Here is a 19,099-nt window from a genome sequence, read left to right as displayed (position 1 = left end):
GACACCCAGGCCGCTCTCGGCGTGCTCCGGCCCGACTCCCAGGCGTGGTCGGAGGCACCGAAAATCAGTGGCAAGATCGTCTCCACCATGAGCGTGACGACCTCGACGCCGAGGGCACTGGCCGGCCCCAAGGCGAAGACGAACCAGACGCACCGCAGCCCGCGGAGCGTCCGCCGGGCGAGCGTCCGACCCGCGTCCGTCACCCTCCGGACCGCCCCGGGAGTGCAGCTCGACCTCGGCACGGGCGGGTTCGAGCATCCCGCCGCCCAGCGCGGCGGCAACGTGTGGGGTGTCGCCGTCCTCGTCCGCGACCTCCTCGTGGGACGGGTCCCCTTCGCTGTCGTGCGCGCCGCTCTTCCGGGCCGTGCCGCAAAGCGGGGGCCCGCGCACGCCCACCCGCACGCCACACACCCGCACGCGGCCGTCCTCGCCCAGATGCTCAGCTTCGCGAGCGTCGGCGCGCTCTGCACGACGGTCTACGCGCTGCTCTACCTCACGCTGTCCGACGTCGGGAGCGACCAGGTCGCGAACTTCGCGGCGCAGCTCGTGGCCGCCGTCCTCAACACGGCGCTCAACCGCCGGCACACGTTCGGCGTCCGGGGCCGCGAGGGGGCCGCGAGGCACCACGGGCAGGGGCTGCTCGTGTTCGGGCTCGGCTGGGGGCTGACCGCGGGAGCGCTCGCGCTCCTCGGTGCGCTGGCTCCCGGCGCGTCGCACGTCCTCGAGCTCGGCGTGCTGTGCCTCGCGAACCTCGCCGCGACCGCGCTGCGGTTCCTGCTCTTCCGGTTCTGGGTGTTCACGCCCCGCGAGGCGTGCACCCCCACCCGCTGACCCCCGCGACGTAGGCGGGATACCGGAGTACTTCGCGAAGTAGTACGGCCGCCCGAATACCTCGCGAAGTATGCGGGCGGCCGTACTACTTCGGCGTCAGAGGAGCGGCAGGTTGCGGTCGAAGACGTTCTCCGGGTCGTAGCGGCGCTTGAGGTCCCGCAGCCGCGCGAGCGTCGCGCCCGGGTACACCCGCTCGACGCGCTCGGGCCGGCGGTCGGTCGACAGGCTCACGTACTCGCCGTGCGCGACGGCGTCCATCGCGGTGTCCCACGCGGCGTCGAGGACCCCGGCCGGCCCGAAGCCCACTCCCGACACGTCGAACTGCTGCCCGTCGCGGTGCGCGTAGGCGGTCGCGTCGGACGGGACATCGTTGACGGCGCCGCCGACGGCGCGCACCTGGAACATCTGGAAGCCCCCGGACTCGAAGGCGTCGGCCGCGCGGCGCGCGGTGCGGTCGTCGAGGTGGTCGACGAGCGTGTTGCGGAACGTCCCGCCGGGTCCGTCGGACACGTGCGGGGCGTCCTGCGGCGCGACGACCGCCGCGTACGGCGCGAGCTGCGCCTGCTGCTGCAGGACCGGCCCGACCCGGAGCAGCGGCTCGAGCGCACGCTCGGCCAGCCGGACGTCGTCGGACGCGATCACGGTCATGGCCTGCGCGAGAGCGGGGGTCTCGCCGCGCCCGGGCTGCATGGTGAGGAAGCTCGTGAGCTCGCGCGGCGCCTGCTCGACAGCAGACCCCCACGCCTCGAGCAGGCCGCGCGCGTCCGACGCGTCGTACAGCATGATCGCGAGCACGACGGGCGGGACCTCGTCGACCTCGAGCTCGACGGCGGTGACGATCCCGAGCCCGCCGCCCGCGCCCCGCATCCCCCAGAAGAGGTCAGGGTGCTCGTCGGCCGTCGCGTGCACGAGCGTGCCGTCGGCGAGCACCACGTCGTACGCGACGGCGTGGTCGATCGTCAGGCCGTGCAGGCGGCCCATCAGCCCGACGCCACCGGCGGTCGCGAGCCCGCCGACGCCGACGTCTCCGAAGTCGCCCGAGCTCATGCCCCAGCCGTGCTCGGCGAGCGCCTCGGCCACGTGGCCCCAGGTCGCGCCGGCACCGATCCGGACGCGACGCGAGGCCGGATCGAGGACGGTCACCTCGTCGAGCGCCTTGACGTCGAGGACGATCCCGCCGTCGTTGGTCGAGAGGCCCGAGATGCCGTGGCCGCCGCTGCGGACCGAGAACGGGAGCCGCCCCGGACCGTCCCACGCGCCGCGTGCCTGCTGCTCGCGCGCGAAGCCGAGACCCTCGACGACGTCCTGCGTGTCGCGCGCCCGCAGCACCAGTCCCGGGTTGCCGCCACGGATGTACCCGGAGCGCTGGCGCGCGTAGTCCCGGTCCCCCGGCTCGACGGCGGCGTCGCGCAGCCGGTCGGGGATCGCGTCGTAGTCGAGGCCGGGGCTACGCAGGGCGAGAGCGCGCGGGCTGCGCACGGGTCCGGTCTCGGTGCCGGACGACTTCCGCTTGGCCGCGACCTGCTCGCGGACCGCGGGCGCGACCTCCTGGGCGAAGGTGGCGAGGTCGCGTGGTGCGTCCGAGCCGAGGATGAACGTGCCGATGCCGTCCTCGAGCGCGAGCTGGACGAGCTCGTCGACCCAGTGCTCGACGGGTCCGTCGATCGCGCCGCCGCCGTGGGCGGTCCCGGACCCCGCCCCCGTTCCCGCAGAGTCGGGCCGGAACCGGCCGTTGACGTTGAGCAGCCGCCTGATCTCGCGCGGGTCGCGGCCGGCGGACTGGGCCGCCTCGTCGATCACGGCGTTGCCGCGGGCGAGGTCGCCGGGCTGGAGGTAGCCGAGCGAGGGGAGCCAGCCGTCGGCGCGGGCGCCCGTGAGCCTGAGCATGCGGGGCTTGTAGGCGCCGAGCCACAGCCCGATCGCGTGGTCGGGACGCGGGCCGCGCCGGGCGCCCGCGACGTGATGGTGCTCGCCACCGGCCCGCAGGACGGTGCGGTCGTCGGCGTCCCAGATGCCGCGGATGACGTCGATGGCCTCCTCGAGCGCGTCGACACCCTCGCCCGGGGTCAGCCGGGTCCCTCCCATCGCGGCGATGCCGTCCCAGAATGCGCCCGAGCCCAGGCCGAGCTCGGCGCGGCCGTGCGACAGGAGGTCGAGGCTCGCTGCGGCGCGCGCGAGCACGGCCGGCGGCCGGAGCGGGAGGTTGGCGACGTTGGGCGCCAGGTGCACGCGCTCGGTGCGCGCCGCGACGAACGACAGGAGCGTCCACGTGTCGAGGAAGCCCGCGTTGTAGGGGTGGTCCTGGAAGGTCACGAGGTCGAGCCCGGCCTCCTCGCTGAGGACGGCGAGGCTCACGACGTCGTCGGGCGTGCCCGCCTGCGGGGTGAGGAAGGACCCGAAGACGAGGTCGTGGCCGTAGTCGCTCATGGTGCTCCGTTCGCCGTGGCGGCCCGTCCGCCCGATCATCTGCTCGACAACTGATCTGCTGCACAGACTATTCCAGCGTATCCTGAGGCCATGACCACCACGAGCGCGAGCGACGCCTGCCGCCGGGTCGACCTCGGTCAGTCCCTCGGGATCCTGCTGCGCCGCTGGCACGACGCCGTCGACCTCGCGCTCGCCGGGATCCCTCACGGGCCGCGGGGGTTCCAGGTGCTCGGCGCCGTCGTCCACGACGCGCCGCCCACGCAGGCCGCGCTCGCCGAGTCGCTCGGCATCGACCGGACCGTCATGACCTACCTGCTCGACGACCTCGTCGCCGAGGGCCTCGTGGAACGGCGCGAGGCCGAGCACGACCGGCGGGCCCGACGCGTCGTCGCCACCGCGAGCGGGCGGGCCGCGCTGCGCCGGTTCGAGGACGCCGTCCGCGTCGCGGAGCAGTCCGTGCTGTGCGGCCTCGACGACGACGAGCGCGAGCTCCTGCAGCGGCTCGTCCGGCGCTCGGCGCACGCGTCGGCGTCCTCACCGACCTGACCGACGCGCCGAGGCGACCCCACCCAGCGGGATCGGCGTCAGGACCAGGATGACGGGGCGAGGAAACCGTCCACGACGAGCCCCCGGACCGCGGGCAGCAGCTCGCCCGCGACGTCGCCGGCCGGGACGTCGAAGAGCGCGGCGATCGCCGACGCGATCTGCCCGACCGTGAGCTCGCCGTCGCACGCGCCGGTGAGCGCGGCGAGCGCCGTCGAGGCATGGACCGCACGCCCGAACCCGTCGCCCTGCCGCAGCAGCACCACGTTCGGGTCTGCGGCGCCCGGCGTCAGGTAGCGCTCCTCCGCCACGTCCGCGGCGACCACGAGTCGCGCCGCGGCCAGGGCCCCGAGGGAGGCCGCGTCGTCGGGCGTGCCCGACGACGTCCCCGCGGCGCCGAGCCCGACGAGCCAGTCGTGCGCGGCGAGGGTCGCGGCGAGGTGGCCGCCCAGCGGCTGACGCACCGAGCCGGTGTGCTCCTCGAGGCGACGCATCGTCACACGCCCGCCGGCAGGCCCCGCCGGGTCCGGGCGCCGCAGCGTCACGATGCCGAAGCCGATCGCCTCGACGTCGCGGCTCGCGAAGTCGTCGAGCCACGCGCCGTACGCCTGCGCCCACGCCGCAGGCTCGCGCTCGGGCGTCGTGCCGCCGTCGCGGATCCACGTCTCGGCGTACTCGGCGGGGTCCTGCACCTCGCGCTGCACGACCCAGCCGTCGAGCCCGGCCTCGTCGAGCCACGCGCCGACCCGCTCGGTCCAGGGCTCGCCGCGCCGGTGCTCCCAGTTGCCGAGGAGCTGCGCCACACCGCCGGGCGCGAGGACGCTCCCGACGTCGCGCACGAGGTCCCGCACGACGGCGTCCCCCGAGCGGCCGCCGTCGCGGTACTCGTAGTCGGGCAGCGGGGAGCCGGTGTGCGGGGTGATGACGAACGGCGGGTTCGAGACGACGAGGTCGAAGAGCTCGCCGGCGGCCGGCTCGAGCATCGAGCCCTCGCGCAGCTCGACGTCAGCCGCGCCCCTCTCGCCGACGTGGGCCTCCGCGCGGGGTACGTCGGCGAGGGGCTGGGCGTGGTTGAGCGCGACGTTGAACGCGGCGAACGCGAGCGCCCGCGGAGAGATGTCGGTCGCGACGACGTGGCCCGCGTGCCGAGCCGCGTGCAGCGCCTGGACGCCGCAGCCGGTGCCGACGTCGAGGACGCGCCCGACCGGGGTGCGCATCGTGACCTGCGCGAGCGTCGTCGACGCGCCGCCCGCGCCGAGCACGTGGTCGCCGGCGAGCCGCACGCCCGTCTGGAGCTCCCCGAGGTCCGACGCGAGCCACCACCTGGCGTCGCCCGCGGCGTCCACCGCCTCGTACGGCCGCAGGTCGACGACGGCGCGGACCTCGTCGTCGGCATCCGCGCCCGCCGCCTCGGCCAACCCCAGGCGCACGGCACCCCCGACGCCGAGGCCGGGGAGTGCGTCGTCGAGCAGGCGGCGCGGGACGGGCCGGCCGAGGACGAACGCGTGGGTGAGGACGGCGACCGCGTCGGGCCGCGGGCCCGCGAGCGCGGCGGTGGTCGCCCGGACGGCGGGCACGTCCTGCTCACGGTGCAGGGCGGCCGCTGCGAGCGGCCCCAGAACCGACTCGACGCCGCCCACGGTGAAGCGGGCGGCGTCGAGGTCGGCGCGGAGCGCGTCGAGCAGACGCGAGTCGGCGCTGGGGGCGGGGCGGGGGCTCATGCCCCCATCCTCCCGGTCAGCTGCAGTTCTTCGACACGTAGGACGAGATCTTGGTGGTCGCGGTCGACATGTTCGACGCCTCCGACGTGATGCCGGAGTCGGTCAGCGCCTTCGCGTAGGCGGTGGTGTCGCTGACGTCGACGCCGTCGAGCGCCTTGACGTAGTCGCCGAAGAACTTCTTGACGTTCGCCCACTCGGTCTTGATCTCGTCGGGCGCGTCGACGTTCTTGATCTTGTCGTTGACCTTCGCGATGGCGTCGACGGCCGACTGGGGGTCGCTCATGTCGACGTCGTCGAGGCTCTTCTCGAGCGCGTCGTCCTTGTTGAGGTTGCAGAACTTCGACTTGGTGTCGTCGCCGCCGGACGAGCACGCGGCGAAGAGCGGCGCCGTGAGCGCCAGCACGGCGACGGGGAGGGCGGTACGCAGGATGCGGTTGCTGATCACGTGCTGATCGTTCCCTATGACGACCGCATGGGTCCAGCCTGTCCACAGGGCGTACGGCGGGGAGGTCTCCCCATCGACCGCGACGACCCCGAGTGCTACGGCGCCCGCCCCGGAGGACCGGGACGGGCGCCGTGAGGGGTGGGGCGACGTCAGTCGACCGGGACGGCCGCGCAGTGCGTGGACGCCCAGTCGTCGATGTTCGTCCCCGCGGTCTGCAGGTTCGTCAGGTCGTCCTGGGTCAGCCCGTTGGACTGCATGGCCTTCGCGACGGCGTCGGGGTCGGACGCGTCGACCTTCTCGAGCGGCTTCGCCGCCTGGTCGAAGAACGACACGACGACGTCCCAGTCGTCCGCGATCGCGTCGGGCGCCTTCGCCGCTGCGAGGTCGTCCCGCGCCTCGAGGATCCCGTCGACCCACGCCTTCGTGTCCATCGAGGACGGGTCCTGGAGCGCGTTCATCTCCTTGGTGAGCTGGACGTCGGCCTGGCAGAACTTCCGGGTCGTCGGGTCGCTCGCGCCCTCGAGCGCGTCGCCGATCTCGTCGCTGTGGTTCACGGCAGCGACGATGATCACGGTCCAGACGACGGCGGCGATCGCCGTGAACGCGATGCTCAGCCCGAGGCCCCACGCGGCGAGCGCGTTCTTGCGCCCCGCCTTCTTCGACTTCGACAGCCCGATCGCGCTCAGGACGATACCGACGACCGGCACGAAGAACGCGAACACGAAGCCCGCGATCCCGAGGCCGCGCCCCGGGTCGACGTCGCCCGGCTGGCCGGGGTAGACCGGCGCGCCCGGGTAGGCGGGCTGCGCCGGGTAGCCCGGCTGGGACGGGTAACCGGGCTGGGACGGCTGCTCGGGCTGACCCGGCTGGCCGTAACCCTGCTGGCCCGGGTAGCCGGCGCCGTAGCCCTCGTAGGGCGGCGGCGTGGGCGCGTCACCGGCGCCCGGAGCCCCCTCGGGAGCGGACCCGGTCGGCGAGCTGTACGGATCGGGGGCCGGCTTGTTCGGGTCCTGCTGGGACATGCGTGCTCGTTCCTCGTGAAGCGCGTGCGCCGTGCGGACGCACGGCGAGCCTTGATGATTCCCTGTGAGGACCCTGCACGTCCAGCCTGCCCCGTGGGGAGAGCTCCCCGCCCCCGCGCCGTCCGCTCCGCGGACCGTCAGGCGAGCGGGAGCACCTCGGCGACGACGGGGAAGTGGTCGCTGGCCCGGGCGACGCCGTCGAGGTCGACGCGCCGCGCGACAGCGCTCAGCCGCTCCCCCGCCAGGACGACGTCGAGCCGTTTGCGCGGGCTGGTGGTCGAGAAGGTGGGACGCCCGTCGCCGGCACCGGCGTCGGTGAGCCCGTGGGCCTCGAACACTCGCCAGGCAGGCCCGCCCGGTTCCTCGTTGAGGTCGCCCGCGACGACGACGTCGCCCCAGCCGTCCGGCGCGAGCCCCGCGATCGCGGATTCGATGCGCGGCAGGTGGCCGGCCCGCTCGTCGACGTCGAGCGAGAGGTGCACGGAGGCGACGGTCGCCTCGAAGGCGCCCCCGTGCTCCGTGGCGGGGAACCGCAGCCGGGCCACGGCGGCGCCGCGGAGCGTCGGGAACCAGTGGCTGCGCCGTACGATCCGCGGCGGGAGCCGCCGCGCCCGCGCGCCGAGGACCTCGACGCCGGGGCGGACGAGGAGCGCCGTCGTCCGGGCAGCCGTGACCCCGCCGTGGACGGCCACCCTGAGTCCCGCGTCGCGGGCGAGCGCCTGGAGGCGTGCCTGCGTGGCCCACCACTTGGGCGGCTCCTGGAGCGCGACGACGTCGGCGTCGGTGGCCCGCAGCACGCCGAGCACCGCGTGCCGGTCCTGCTTGAGCGAGCGCACGTTGTAGCTGAGGATCCGCACGACCCCAGCCTACGGACGGGGCGCCGCGGCCGCCGTCGGCGCCGGCACCGCCTCGAGGAGGGCGGCCGTGAACGCGACGCCGCGGCCGAGCGCGGCGACCGTCACGTGCTCGTCGACGCCGTGGATCGACGCGCGCTGCGCCGTCGTGAGGTCGAACGGCGAGAACCGGTACACGTGGTCGGAGATCGCGCAGTAGCGCCGCGAGTCCGACGCCCCGAGCTGCACGTACGGGGTGAGGACGGCGTCGGGATAGGACGCGGCGAGCGCCGTGCGCACCAGCTCCCACTGCGGCCCCGCGGCGGGCGAGACGGGTGACGGGTCCTCGCCCGAGACGACGCGGAGCGTGATCGTCGGGTCGTCGATCACGCGGGTGAGCCGCGCGACGACGGTGGCGACGGTCTCGCCGGGCAGGATCCGGACGTTCGCGTTCGCGCGCGCCGTCTGCGCGAGGACGTTCGCGCCCGGGCTGCCCTCGAGCTGGGTGACCGCGACGGTCGTCCTGACGAGCGCGTTCGGCTCGACGCCGAGGCGCGTGAAGGCCCGCGCCACGACGGGCGCCAACCGGCCGGCGTTCGCGAACACGCGGCGCATCGGCCCGTCGGCGTGGTCGGCGAGCGTCGCGAGGAGCGCCCGGACCGGCTCGGACAGCCGCGGCGGGAAGGGATGGTCGTCGATCCGCGTAATCGCGCGTGCGAGGCGCACGGTCGCGCCGTTCGCGGCGGGCGTGGACGCGTGCCCGCCGTCGTCGCGCGTGGACAGCTCGAGGTCGAGGATCCCCTTCTCCGCGATCCCGACGACGGCCGTCGGGGCCGCCACGCCGGGCATCGCCCCTTGCACGACGGCGCCGCCCTCGTCGAGCACGAGCCAGGGCCTGATGCCGCGCTCGGCGAGGCGGGCGACGGCCGTACGGGCCCCGTCGCCCGCGGTCTCCTCGTTGTGCCCGAACGACAGGTACACGTCGCGCGGCGGGGTCCAGCCCGCAGCCACGAGCGCCTCGACGGCCTCGAGGGCGACGACGAGCGCTCCCTTGTCGTCGAGCGTGCCCCGCCCCCACACGGCGCCGTCCCTGACGACGCCCGCGAACGGCGGGTGGCTCCAGCCGGGCGCGTGGGCCTCGACGTCGTCGACCGGGACCGGCAGCCCGGGGACGGCGACGACGTCGTAGTGGGCCATGAGGACGAGCGGGTGCCGCTCGCCCTCCTCGCCGCCGGTCCCGCGCCACCGGAACTGGACGCTCCGGCCGTCCGCGACGTCAGGTGCGCGCGAGACGAGCTCGCGCTCGAGGACGCGGTGCACGTGCGGGTACAGCGTCTCGAGGAGCGCGACGAGCTCGTCGAACCGGGCCCCGGCGACCTCCTCCGGCACGCGCGAGGAGACCGTCGGGACGCGGACGAGCGCGGACAGGCGGACGGCGACGTCGTCGGCGGCGGGCAGGACGGGGGCGGTCACGGGGCGGCTCCAGCGGGGTCGGGGTCTGTGTCGGAGAACGCAAGGCGCGGGACGAAGGCCAGCAGCACGGCCGAGACGAGGGCTGTCAGGCCGCAGATCAGCCACACGGCGTGATAGCCGCCGAGCGACCCGGCGGTCCCCTCGCCGCCCGTGAGCGTCGCCGTGGTGCCGCTCACGAGGGCGAGCGCGAAGACCGCGGACGCGAACGACCCGCCGATGGTCTTGGTCGTGTTCGTGAGCCCGGTCGCAACGGCGGTGCGCTCGCGGGGCGCGGCCGCCGCCGCGGCGGCGGGCAGGGCGGCGACGAGCGCCCCCGAGCCCAGGCCCGCGACGACCACGTTGACGACGACCTGCACCACTGAGTCGTGGAACGGCACGAACAGCAGGTACCCGACGGCAACCAGGAGCGCGGCGCCGATGAGCGTCCGGCGCGGCGTGAGGACGGCGGACACCCGCGCGAACAGCAGCGCGCCGACGAGGCACGCGACCACGTAACCGCCGATCAGGTAGGACACGGTCGCGGCGTCCGCGCCGAGCCCGTAGCCGTAGTCGGCGCGGTCGGTGCGGGCGAACGTGGACAGGGCGTCCTGGGCGCCGAGCACGCTGATCCCGAACAGCCCGGACGTCACGAGGACCGGCCAGAGGGTGGCCCGGCGCATCACGCGCAGGTCGACGAGCGGGTCGTCCTGGCGCAGCTCCCAGCGGCCGAACGGCCACAGCAGCGCCAGACCGACGACCATGAGCCCCCACACCCACCACGTGCCCGGGCCCTCGACGCGCAGGTACATGAGGCCGGCGCTCACGCCGAGCAGGGCGAGCGTCAGCAGGACGGCGCCGCCCGTGTCGATGCGACCGCCCGCGACGTCCGGGCTCTCCGGCACCTTGAGCAGCACGACGACGAACGCCGCCGTGATCGCGAGCGCCGGCACGCTCAGGGTGAGCCAGAGCCGGTCGCGACCGAGCGCGTCGCCGAGCTGGCCCGAGAGCAGCGCCCCGACGATGGCCCCGGCCTGGAGCGCCGCCACGATGAGCCCGGTGGCGCGGCGCGTGAGCCCGCGGGCGTCGGCCTTGCCGCGCGCACGGTGGTGGATGAGCGCGACCTCGAGGGGCAGCCACACGGTGTACGTGCCCATGAGCGTCCAGGCGACCAGGTACGTCACGAACGACGGCGCGAAGGCGACGCCCCAGGCCGCGAGCGCGGTGACCGCCGTCGTCCACAGGAGGACGCGCCGGTACCCGACGACGTCGCCCGCCTTGGCGAGGACCGGGACGCAGAGACCCGAGAAGAGGAGCTGGGCGGCCTGGAACCAGTTGACGTCGGCGTCGTGGATGCCGAGGTGGCGAGCGATGTCCGTGAGGAGGGGCGTGTAGTACCCCTGGACGATCCCGCTCGTCAGCTCGACGAAGACGAGAAAACCGACGATGCCTCCCAGCGCGCCGAGGCGGCTGCGGCGGGCAGCGGGCGCGCGCGGGCCGACGGGGTCTGGGGGCGCCACGGGCGCCGACCGCTCTGTCACGCGAGCACAGTACCTGAGACCGCTGGTTCCAGCTTTCGGGTCCGGCCGGGCACGGGAGCGACGAGCCCTTCCCGCTAGGGTGTGCGCGGTGACCTCGCCCGCCCACCGCCGCACCCGCGCCGTCGCCCGCGCCCTTGCCGCCGTCGTCGTCCTGGTGGCGTCCGGGCTCGCCGTCGGACCCGCGCACGCGAGCGTGACCGACGACCGGATCGACACCACCACGTTCGTCGTGACGGTCGCGAAGAACGGTGGGGTCCACGTCGAGGCGACGGTCGCCGTGCGCTACGCCGAGCCCGAGGACCCCCCGCACCTGTGGTGGCACGTCCCCACGCGGCAGGCCTGGGACGGCGACGACGACGCCCACCTCGGCTCCCTCGACAGCGTCCTGACGCTGTCGCACGTCACCGGGACGGTGCAGCTCGGCGACGAGGCCGGGACCACACGGACCGTGCCCGTCGACGTCGACTCGCTCGGCGGCACCGACAACCTCGACCTCACGTGGCCGGACTTCCTCGACGACCCGGTCGACAGCGCCACGTTCACCATGTCCTACGACGTCGCCGGCGCCCTCCTGCCCGCGCCCGACGGCGGGACGGCCGCCGCGCTCTCGCTCCCCCTCGTCGACACCTACTCCCTGCCTGCCGTCGACCGGGCGACCGTCCGTGTCGTCGGCCCGCAGGGCCCCGTCGACGGGCTCACGTGCTCGGGCGTCAGCGACGACGACGCCGCCACCGTGGCCTGCACGCCCGACGGCCACGGCGTGCGCGCCGAGGTCGGCGACCGGGGGCTCGTCGTCGACGCGGCCGCAGTGCCCGGCGCCGCCCCGCAGCAACCGACGCTCGCGTCCCACGACGACGACACGATCGACAGCTTCGACGCCGACTACACGGTGGGCACCGACGACTCGCTCGACGTCACCGAGACGATCGTCTACCGGTTCGGCCCGAGCTCGAACCAGCACGGCATCATCCGCTCGCTCGTCGCGCGCGAGCCGTGGTCCCGGTGGCGCGACCGCACGTACGGCATCGAGCTGCTCGGCGTGACGAGCCCGAGCGGCGTCGACACCACCGTGCACACCTCGACGACGGGCTCCGAGCGCCTGCGCACGTCGGACGTCCGCGTCGGCAGCGAGGACGCGCGCATCCGCACCCCCACCGCGACCTACGTCGTGCGGTACCGCGTCGACGGCGCGATGCTGCGGCGCGACGGCCACGACGAGCTGTCGTGGGACGTCACCGGGAACATGTCGCGGACGCTGCACCGCGCGGTCGACGCGACGGTCCACCTCCCCGCGGCGGCCACGGCGGTGCACTGCTGGGTCGGGAAGCCCGGTTCGTCGGACGCGTGCGCCGACGCCGCGTCGTCGGGCACTACCGCGACCTTCCGGGCCACGGACCTCGGCAGCGGCGAGGGCCTGACCATCGACGTCACGATGCCGAGCGGCAGCGTGACCGCGACCGGCCCGGACCTCGCGTGGCGAGCGCCACCCCGGGGGCTCGCGGTGTACGTGGGGCTTCTGCTCGTCCTCGGCGCCGCCGGGCTCGTCGTGTCCGTCGTCGTCGCGGTCGTCTGGCGGCTGATGCACCGTGACGCGCGCGACGTGAAGTCGATCGGCGTCGTCGGGCCACGGAACACTCCCCCGGACCTGCCGCTGCCGGTCGCGGGCGCCGTCGTCGACGGCGCCCTCTCGAGCCACGAGACCACCGGCGTCCTGCTCGCGCTCGCGGCGGCGGGGAGCGTCGCTCTCGTGCCGGACGGGGAGTCGTTCGGGCTGCGGGTCGTAGGACCGGGCGCGGGCCGCGACCGCTTCGAGCAAGCGGTCCTCGCGGCGCTCGAGAAGCACGTCACGCGGGCCATGGTGGACGAGGCCTTCGAGGACGGGCTCGACGTCGAGGACGCGCTCGACGACGAGCCGGCATCGATCGAGGAGGCGTCGCCCGGGACCGCCGCGGCCCTGCGTCGACGCGAGCGTCCGACGCTCACCGGGACCACGCTCCGCGCCGCCCTTCACGGCGCCGACCAGGCACTGCGCCGGACCGTCCGCACGGACCTGGAGGAGCGGCAGAAGACGGCGGAGAAGGCGCTGTTCCGGCGCAAGGTGAGGCTGCGGCTCGGCGAACCCGTGCGCTGGCCGTGGACCCTGCTCGCGCTGCCCGTCCCCGGCCTGTTCCCCGTCGTCGTGGTCGTCCGGTTCGTGCACGGGCTGCGCCCCACGGACCGGACCGCGCTGGGTTCCCGCTACGTCGACGAGACCCGCGCGTTCCGCCGGTTCCTCGCCGACCTCGGCGCGACGCGCACCCGCGCCGTCGCCGCACCCGTCGCATACACGTCCGACGCCGGTCCCGACCCCTTGACGACGCAGGGCGACCTCTTCGGCACCCTCCTGCCGTGGGCCGCTGCGCTCGGCGTCGCGGACGCGTGGTTCGACCGGCTCGCCCCGCTCGTCCGGGACGGCAGCGTCACCCCGCCCGACGGCCTCGGCTCGAACCACGACAGCCGTGGCCTCTGGTCGGGGTACTGGATCGCGCACACCACGGCCGCGGCGGCCGCGTGGACGCCGTCGTCGTCGGGCGGGAGCAGCTCGTCCGGCACCGGGTACAGCGGCGGCAGCTCCTACTCCGGCGGCGGAGGGTTCTCCGGCGGGGGCGGCGGGGGCGGCGGCACGACGTCCTGGTGAGCGGCCACGACGCCGACCAGGCGGCTGCGCGCCGACCCCGCCGACGGCCCGTCAGGGGACCCGCGTGACCTCGGGCTCGGCGTCCCGTGCGTCCTCCGCCTCGGCGGCGGCGAGCTCGGCCTCGTCGGCCCTGGACGCTCGCAGCCGGGACATGATGATCGCGCCGAACGCGATGATCGCCGCGACGCACGCGATGCCGATGCGGAGCACGTGGTTCGCGTCGTGACCTGCGCTCAGCAGCACCACGGCGGGCGCGATCAGCAGCGACACCAGGTTCATGACCTTGATGAGCGGGTTGATCGCGGGGCCTGCGGTGTCCTTGAACGGGTCGCCGACGGTGTCGCCGATGACGGTCGCGGCGTGGGCCTCGGAGCCCTTGCCGCCGTGGTTGCCGTCCTCGACGATCTTCTTCGCGTTGTCCCAGGCGCCGCCCGAGTTGGCGAGGAACACGGCCATCAGCACGCCCGCCGCGATGGCCCCGGCGAGGAAGCCGGCGAGCGGCCCGACCCCGAGCCCGAACCCGACGGCGATCGGCGCGCACGCGGCCAGCAGGCCCGGGGTGGCGAGCTCGCGCAGGGAGTCGCGGGTGCAGATGTCGACGACCTTGCCGTACTCGGGACGCTCGTCGAACGTCATGATGCCGGGGTGGTCGCGGAACTGGCGGCGCACCTCGTAGACGATCGCCCCCGCAGCCCGGGTCACGGCGTCGATCGCGAGGCCCGAGAACAGGAAGACCGTCGCCGCGCCGAGGATCACCCCGACGAGCGTGACGGGCGAGATGATCTCGTAGCTGAGCATCGACGCGACGATGCTCCCGAGCCCGGCCACGTCGACCTTGTCGTCCGCGAGCGCCCGCTGGACCGCGTCGGCGTAGGACCCGAACAGCGCGGTCGCGGCGAGGACGGCGGTCGCGATGGCGATGCCCTTGGTGATGGCCTTGGTGGTGTTGCCGACGGCGTCGAGGTCGGTCAGCGTCTGGGCTGCCTCGTCGGTCGAGGTGTCGTCCGCCGCCTCCGGGTGCTCCGACTCGGTGCCGACGGCCATCTCGTAGATGCCCTGCGCGTTGTCGCTCACGGGACCGAACGTGTCCATCGCGACGATCACGCCGACCGTGGTGAGCAGGCCGCAGCCCGCGAGCGCCACGAGGAACAGCGACAGCCACACGGACCCGCCGGCCAGGAGGAACGCCGCGAGGATCGCGCCCGCGACGACGCCCGCCGTGTAGACGGCGGACTCGAACCCGACCCCGATGCCCGAGAGCACGACGGTCGCCGCGCCCGTACGGGAGGTGGCGGCCACGTGGAGCGTGGGCTTCGACGTCGTGCCGGTGAAGTAGCCGGTGAGCCACAGGATGACGCCGGCGAGCACGACCCCGACGACGACGGCCAGGCTGGCGACGACGCGCGGGTCGGCGGTCACGCCCGTGAGGTCCGCGGTCCCGCCGAGGCTCGCGAACGAGTCGGGCAGGTACACGAACGCCGCGACGGCGGCGAGGACGGCGCCGACCAGCGCCGAGACGTAGAACCCCCGGTAGATGGCGCGCAGGCCGTTCTCGGAACCACGCACCCGGGTGATCAGCACGCCGATGATCGCCACGAACGCCCCGATCGCCGTGACGATCAGCGGGAAGACGAGTCCCTTCTCCCCCATCACGGCCTTGCCGAGGATGAGCGCCGCGACGAGGGTCACGGCGTACGACTCGAAGAGGTCGGCGGCCATGCCGGCGCAGTCGCCGACGTTGTCGCCCACGTTGTCGGCGATGGTCGCGGCGTTGCGGGGGTCGTCCTCGGGGATGCCCTGCTCGACCTTCCCGACGAGGTCCGCGCCGACGTCGGCGGCCTTGGTGAAGATGCCGCCGCCGACGCGCATGAACATCGCGAGCAGCGCGGCGCCGAACCCGAAGCCCTCGAGGACGCTCGGGGCGTCGCCCTGGAAGATCAGCACGACGACCGCCGCGCCGAGCAGCCCGAGGCCGACCACCGACATCCCGACGACGCCCCCGGTCCGGAACGCGATGCGCGCACCCTCGGTGCGTCCGTCGGGCCTGGTGGCGGCGGCCGCGACGCACACGTTGGCGCGGGTCGCGAGCCACATGCCGAGGTAGCCGATCGCGGCGGAGAAGCACGCGCCGAACAGGAACGCGACCGACCGACCGACCCGGATGCCCGCGTCGCCCGGCAGCAGGAACAGCAGCCCGAAGACCACGACCGCGAAGATCGCGAGGGTCCGGAACTGCCGGCTCAGGTACGCGGACGCACCCTCCTGGACGGCCTGCGCGATCTCCTGCATCTTCGTGGTGCCCTCGGGCGCCTCGAGGACCTGTCTGCGCAACGTGTACGCGACGGCGAGCGACGCCAGCGCGATCACCCCGATCACGACGACGATCGTGACGCTGGAAGAACCCAGATCGAGCATCCGTCCTCCTCGACGAAAGCTGAGTGGCGACGGGCCTCGCTGCCCCCGCACGTGCGCCGAGTGTACGCGGACGAGCAGGAGCGGTAACAGAGGGAACACGTGGCACAATATTCACTCCGTGTCGCCGCGCCGAGGACGAAGGGGTCGGATGTCGCACCGGGAGGACGACCTCCGGACCGTCGTCGAGCACCGAGGGGCTGCCCTCGTGGCGCACGCGCGCACCCTCGTGGAGCCCGCGGACGAGACCACCGAGGCCCCGGTCGAGCTCACCGTCGACGCCCTCGTCGCGACGTTCCGGCGCACCGGTCGCACCTCCGGGGAGCACGGCTCGGTGAGGCTCCTCACCGACGACGACCTCGACCTGCTCGAGGCGGCGGTCCGGCGCGAGCAGGACCGGCTCGCCGGCCGGCGCACCGCGGGCACGACCGAGCCTCCCCCGCCCGACGACGGCCCCTCCGACGCCCTGTCCGCCCGCCTCCCCGAGGTGGTCGCCCGGGTCCGGGTGGCCCGCCGTCTCAGGCGGCGACACGTCGTGGTCGGCGCGGTGGCCGGCGTCGTCGCCGCCGCGCTCGTGGTCGCGGCGGTGGCCGTCCGGCCGTGGGGCCGCGACACGCCCGACGCCGTCCCCACCGCAGCGAAGGACGCCTGCGGGACGACCCTCCCCACGAGCGGGTCGCTCTATCCGGTCCGCAGCGAGACGCAGGACGACGGGGACCGCGCGATCCTGGCCGACGACACCTGGACCGGGCAGTACACCGGCGACGCCTCCGGGCTCACGGCCGACGGGCTCGCGGTTCTCGACACCCTCAGTCCGCAGGTCGTGCTCGCCGCGAAGGGGAAGGTCGTCGGTCTCGGCATCCCCACGGCCACCTACCAGCAGGAGCTCGACGGGACCGTGTCGAGCGCGTCGTCACGCTGGCCCGGTATCGGCGGTCTGACGGCGACAGCCCTCGACCTCGGCTACCGGGGCACCGTCAAGACGTCTCCGGTCCAGGTCGCGGTGCGGTTCGTCCCGTGCGGCGGCGGGACCGTGCCCGCCGGCGGCTACGAGGCCTACCTCTACGGCGCGGCCGACGACGGCTCGGCCCACGTGCTCTCGGACGCAGCCCCGGTGACCGTGCTCCCCGACGCCCCGGCCGGCTACCAGCCGCGCTGGCTCGAGGGATCGGCGCTGGCGTGCGGCGAGACGGTGGACGAGTTCTTCACCCGGATCACCGGGCACCCGTACACCGGGCTCGAGCAGAAGGACCCGGGCCCGCGCGACGACCCGACGACGTTCGTCTTCCGGAACCGGACGGAGACCGCAGAGGTCGTCGGTGCGCCGCGCCGGGCCGCGCTCGCCTGGGTGAAGGACGGCACGATCGTGGGGCTCGGCGCCGACGAGCGCGGTCCGCGCACCACGATCGAGCCCGGGAGGTCGCTGCGCCTCGCGACGCGTCCGCTGAGCACGACGGACTACTGCGACCCCGCGCAGGACGGGCGGCGCGGACGGCTCGCGCCCGGGACGTATCGCGTGTTCGCCTACGCGCGCTTCGAGACCGGCGACGAGCCCGACCCGTTCGACTGGTTCATCAGCACTCCCGGCTACTCTTTCGCCGTCGTGCACCAGGACGGCTCGGCGAGCTTCACGAAGGCCGAGACGACGCACGACTGAATGATCGGGTCGTCACGACACCAGCAGGGGGACACGTTGGCACAGTGGGAGGACGACCTGCGGGCCGTCGTCGAGCACCGGGGCGCGGCCCTGGTGGAGCACGCACGGATGTTGCTGGAACCGGCGGAGGACGACGGACCGGACCGTGCCGTCGAGCTCACCGTCCGTGCGCTCGAAGCCGCGTTCCGACGCGGCGGGCGCCGGACGACCGGGGAGCACGGCAGCGTGCGGCTCGTCGACGACGACGAGCTCGACGCCCTCGCCGCGCGCGTGACGGGCGCGCAGGACCGCCTCGCTCCCGCGGGTCGCCCGCCCGCGACGGCGACGCCGGCTCCCCCGCCCGACGACGGCGCCTCCGAGGCGCTCACGGCTCGCGTCCCGGAGGTCGTCGCCCACGTCCGCGCAGCCCGGAGCCGCGGGCGGCGACGCGCGCTCGTCGGGTCGGCCGCCGTCGTCGTCGTGGCCGCGCTGGCGACCACCGCCTTCGCCGCGCGGCCGTGGGACCGGTCGCCCACACCTGCGCCCTCACCGACGGCGACCCCCTACGCCGGGGCGTGCGGCTCGAACCTGCCGAAGGGGAAGTCGGCGCTCCGGGTCCGGTACGACCGCACGTGGGCGGACGAGAGCGAGATCGTCGCCGACCAGACCTGGGACGCCGCTTTCGAGGCCGACGGTGACGTGAACGCCGCGGTGCGCGGCACCCTCGACTCCCTCACCCCGGAGGTCGTGCTGACCCGTGACGGCAAGGTCGTGGCGCTGGGCGTCGACGTCCCCGGCTCGGCGACCGCGGGTGACCCTCCAGCGAGCTTCTCGGACCTGGTGGCGGGTTCGCCGGCCTACGTCGCGGTCCGGTTCGCGGCGTGCGACGGTGGTGCGCTCGCCCCCGGCAGGTACCAGGCGCACCTGTTCGCGACCGACGGCTCCGCCCACGTGCTCTCCGGGGCCGCCGGCCTCACCGTCCTCTCGACCGTCCCCGAGGGCGACCAGCCGGCGTGGCTCGCTGGCTCGCCGCTCGCGTGCGGCGAGAAGGCCGACGAGTTCGTGGTGCGCGCCGGGGCGTTGGCGCCCGAGCGGATCGACCAGGCCGGCGGTGCCGTCTACGACGACGGCTTCGCGGTCCTGCTGAGGAACGGGTCGCGTCGGGCGCGCACGCTCGAGCTGCCGCGGCGCGCCGTCGTCGCCTGGGTCCAGCACGGGCGGATCGTGGGGGTCGGGCCGGACGAGCGGGCGACGCACACCGTGACCGTGGGCAAGGGCAAGCTCGTTCGTGTCGCCGCCCGCCCGTGGGACACCACCGACTACTGCACCGGCAGCGCGGACGGTACGAAGCCCGGGCACCTGCCACCGGGCACCTACCAGGCGCTCGTGTACACGCGTGTCCCCGCGACGGACGCCTCGGACCCCGACCGGTGGGTCGTCGACGACTGGCGGGGCAACGACATCGTGATCCGTCGCGACGGGACGGCGGCGCTCCGCTGAACGGAGCCCGACCGTGCTCCCGGGTTCCCGGGTTCCCGGGCTCCCGGGTTCCCGGGCTCCCG

13 protein-coding genes are annotated in these 19,099 nt (G+C 74.6%); 5 read left to right on the top strand and 8 right to left on the bottom strand.

The features are described from left to right. Window positions 1-87: 87 nt before the first annotated feature. Window positions 88-831, top strand: a complete 744-nt coding sequence (locus KDY119_RS02625) for a GtrA family protein (RefSeq protein WP_083891090.1) — start codon at window positions 88-90, stop codon at window positions 829-831. 96 nt (window positions 832-927) lie between these two features. Here the strand turns inward: KDY119_RS02625 and KDY119_RS02620 are convergent, their stop codons facing one another. After that, on the bottom strand, window positions 928-3,258 hold the full coding sequence (locus tag KDY119_RS02620; RefSeq protein WP_153021897.1) for an LLM class flavin-dependent oxidoreductase: 2,331 nt from the start codon (window positions 3,256-3,258) through the stop codon (window positions 928-930). A 90-nt stretch (window positions 3,259-3,348) separates the two neighbouring features. Here KDY119_RS02620 and KDY119_RS02615 point away from each other — a divergent pair, with 90 nt between their 5' ends. Next, window positions 3,349-3,804 (top strand): MarR family winged helix-turn-helix transcriptional regulator, encoded by a 456-nt coding sequence (locus KDY119_RS02615; protein WP_153021896.1) that lies wholly within the window; start codon window positions 3,349-3,351, stop codon window positions 3,802-3,804. 38 nt (window positions 3,805-3,842) lie between these two features. Here KDY119_RS02615 and KDY119_RS02610 read toward each other — a convergent pair whose 3' ends face one another. The 6 genes from KDY119_RS02610 to KDY119_RS02585 all read right to left on the bottom strand — a co-directional run bounded on the left by KDY119_RS02610 (window position 3,843) and on the right by KDY119_RS02585 (window position 10,812). Continuing rightward, window positions 3,843-5,522 (bottom strand): DUF7059 domain-containing protein, encoded by a 1,680-nt coding sequence (locus KDY119_RS02610; protein WP_153021895.1) that lies wholly within the window; start codon window positions 5,520-5,522, stop codon window positions 3,843-3,845. 16 nt (window positions 5,523-5,538) lie between these two features. Beyond that, window positions 5,539-5,967 (bottom strand): hypothetical protein, encoded by a 429-nt coding sequence (locus tag KDY119_RS02605; RefSeq protein ID WP_036953724.1) that lies wholly within the window; start codon window positions 5,965-5,967, stop codon window positions 5,539-5,541. A 149-nt stretch (window positions 5,968-6,116) separates the two neighbouring features. Continuing rightward, window positions 6,117-6,989 carry a hypothetical protein gene (locus tag KDY119_RS02600; protein ID WP_051136837.1) on the bottom strand — a complete coding sequence of 291 codons (873 nt, stop codon included), beginning with the start codon at window positions 6,987-6,989 and terminating at the stop codon, window positions 6,117-6,119. Between the two features lie 137 nt (window positions 6,990-7,126). Beyond that, the gene (locus KDY119_RS02595; RefSeq protein WP_036953726.1) at window positions 7,127-7,846 is read right to left on the bottom strand and encodes an endonuclease/exonuclease/phosphatase family protein; all 720 of its coding nucleotides are present in this window, start codon (window positions 7,844-7,846) and stop codon (window positions 7,127-7,129) included. 9 nt (window positions 7,847-7,855) lie between these two features. After that, window positions 7,856-9,295, bottom strand: a complete 1,440-nt coding sequence (locus KDY119_RS02590; protein WP_227994490.1) for a M20/M25/M40 family metallo-hydrolase — start codon at window positions 9,293-9,295, stop codon at window positions 7,856-7,858. Beyond that, window positions 9,292-10,812: an MFS transporter gene (locus KDY119_RS02585; RefSeq protein ID WP_227994489.1), complete on the bottom strand. Its 1,521-nt coding sequence runs from the start codon at window positions 10,810-10,812 to the stop codon at window positions 9,292-9,294. Before KDY119_RS02585 ends, KDY119_RS02590 begins: the two co-directional genes overlap by 4 nt. Window positions 10,813-10,900: 88 nt before the next feature. Between KDY119_RS02585 and KDY119_RS02580 the strand changes: the two genes are divergently transcribed. Then, window positions 10,901-13,489 (top strand): DUF2207 domain-containing protein, encoded by a 2,589-nt coding sequence (locus KDY119_RS02580; protein ID WP_153021894.1) that lies wholly within the window; start codon window positions 10,901-10,903, stop codon window positions 13,487-13,489. A 51-nt stretch (window positions 13,490-13,540) separates the two neighbouring features. Here KDY119_RS02580 and KDY119_RS02575 read toward each other — a convergent pair whose 3' ends face one another. Further along, on the bottom strand, window positions 13,541-15,904 hold the full coding sequence (locus tag KDY119_RS02575; RefSeq protein ID WP_036953738.1) for a sodium-translocating pyrophosphatase: 2,364 nt from the start codon (window positions 15,902-15,904) through the stop codon (window positions 13,541-13,543). Between the two features lie 148 nt (window positions 15,905-16,052). Here KDY119_RS02575 and KDY119_RS02570 point away from each other — a divergent pair, with 148 nt between their 5' ends. Together KDY119_RS02570 and KDY119_RS02565 are read left to right on the top strand one after the other, a co-directional pair. Next, window positions 16,053-17,558 carry a hypothetical protein gene (locus KDY119_RS02570; RefSeq protein WP_153021893.1) on the top strand — a complete coding sequence of 502 codons (1,506 nt, stop codon included), beginning with the start codon at window positions 16,053-16,055 and terminating at the stop codon, window positions 17,556-17,558. 36 nt (window positions 17,559-17,594) lie between these two features. After that, window positions 17,595-19,037: a hypothetical protein gene (locus tag KDY119_RS02565; RefSeq protein ID WP_153021892.1), complete on the top strand. Its 1,443-nt coding sequence runs from the start codon at window positions 17,595-17,597 to the stop codon at window positions 19,035-19,037. The last annotated feature ends 62 nt before the right edge of the window (window positions 19,038-19,099 follow it).

Origin of the sequence: Luteimicrobium xylanilyticum (assembly GCF_009429125.1) — a bacterium.
Taxonomy (GTDB): Bacteria; Actinomycetota; Actinomycetes; order Actinomycetales; family Cellulomonadaceae; genus Luteimicrobium; species Luteimicrobium xylanilyticum.
Note: the sequence above shows the minus strand (reverse complement) of the source record. Positions and strands in the feature narration are given on the sequence as shown.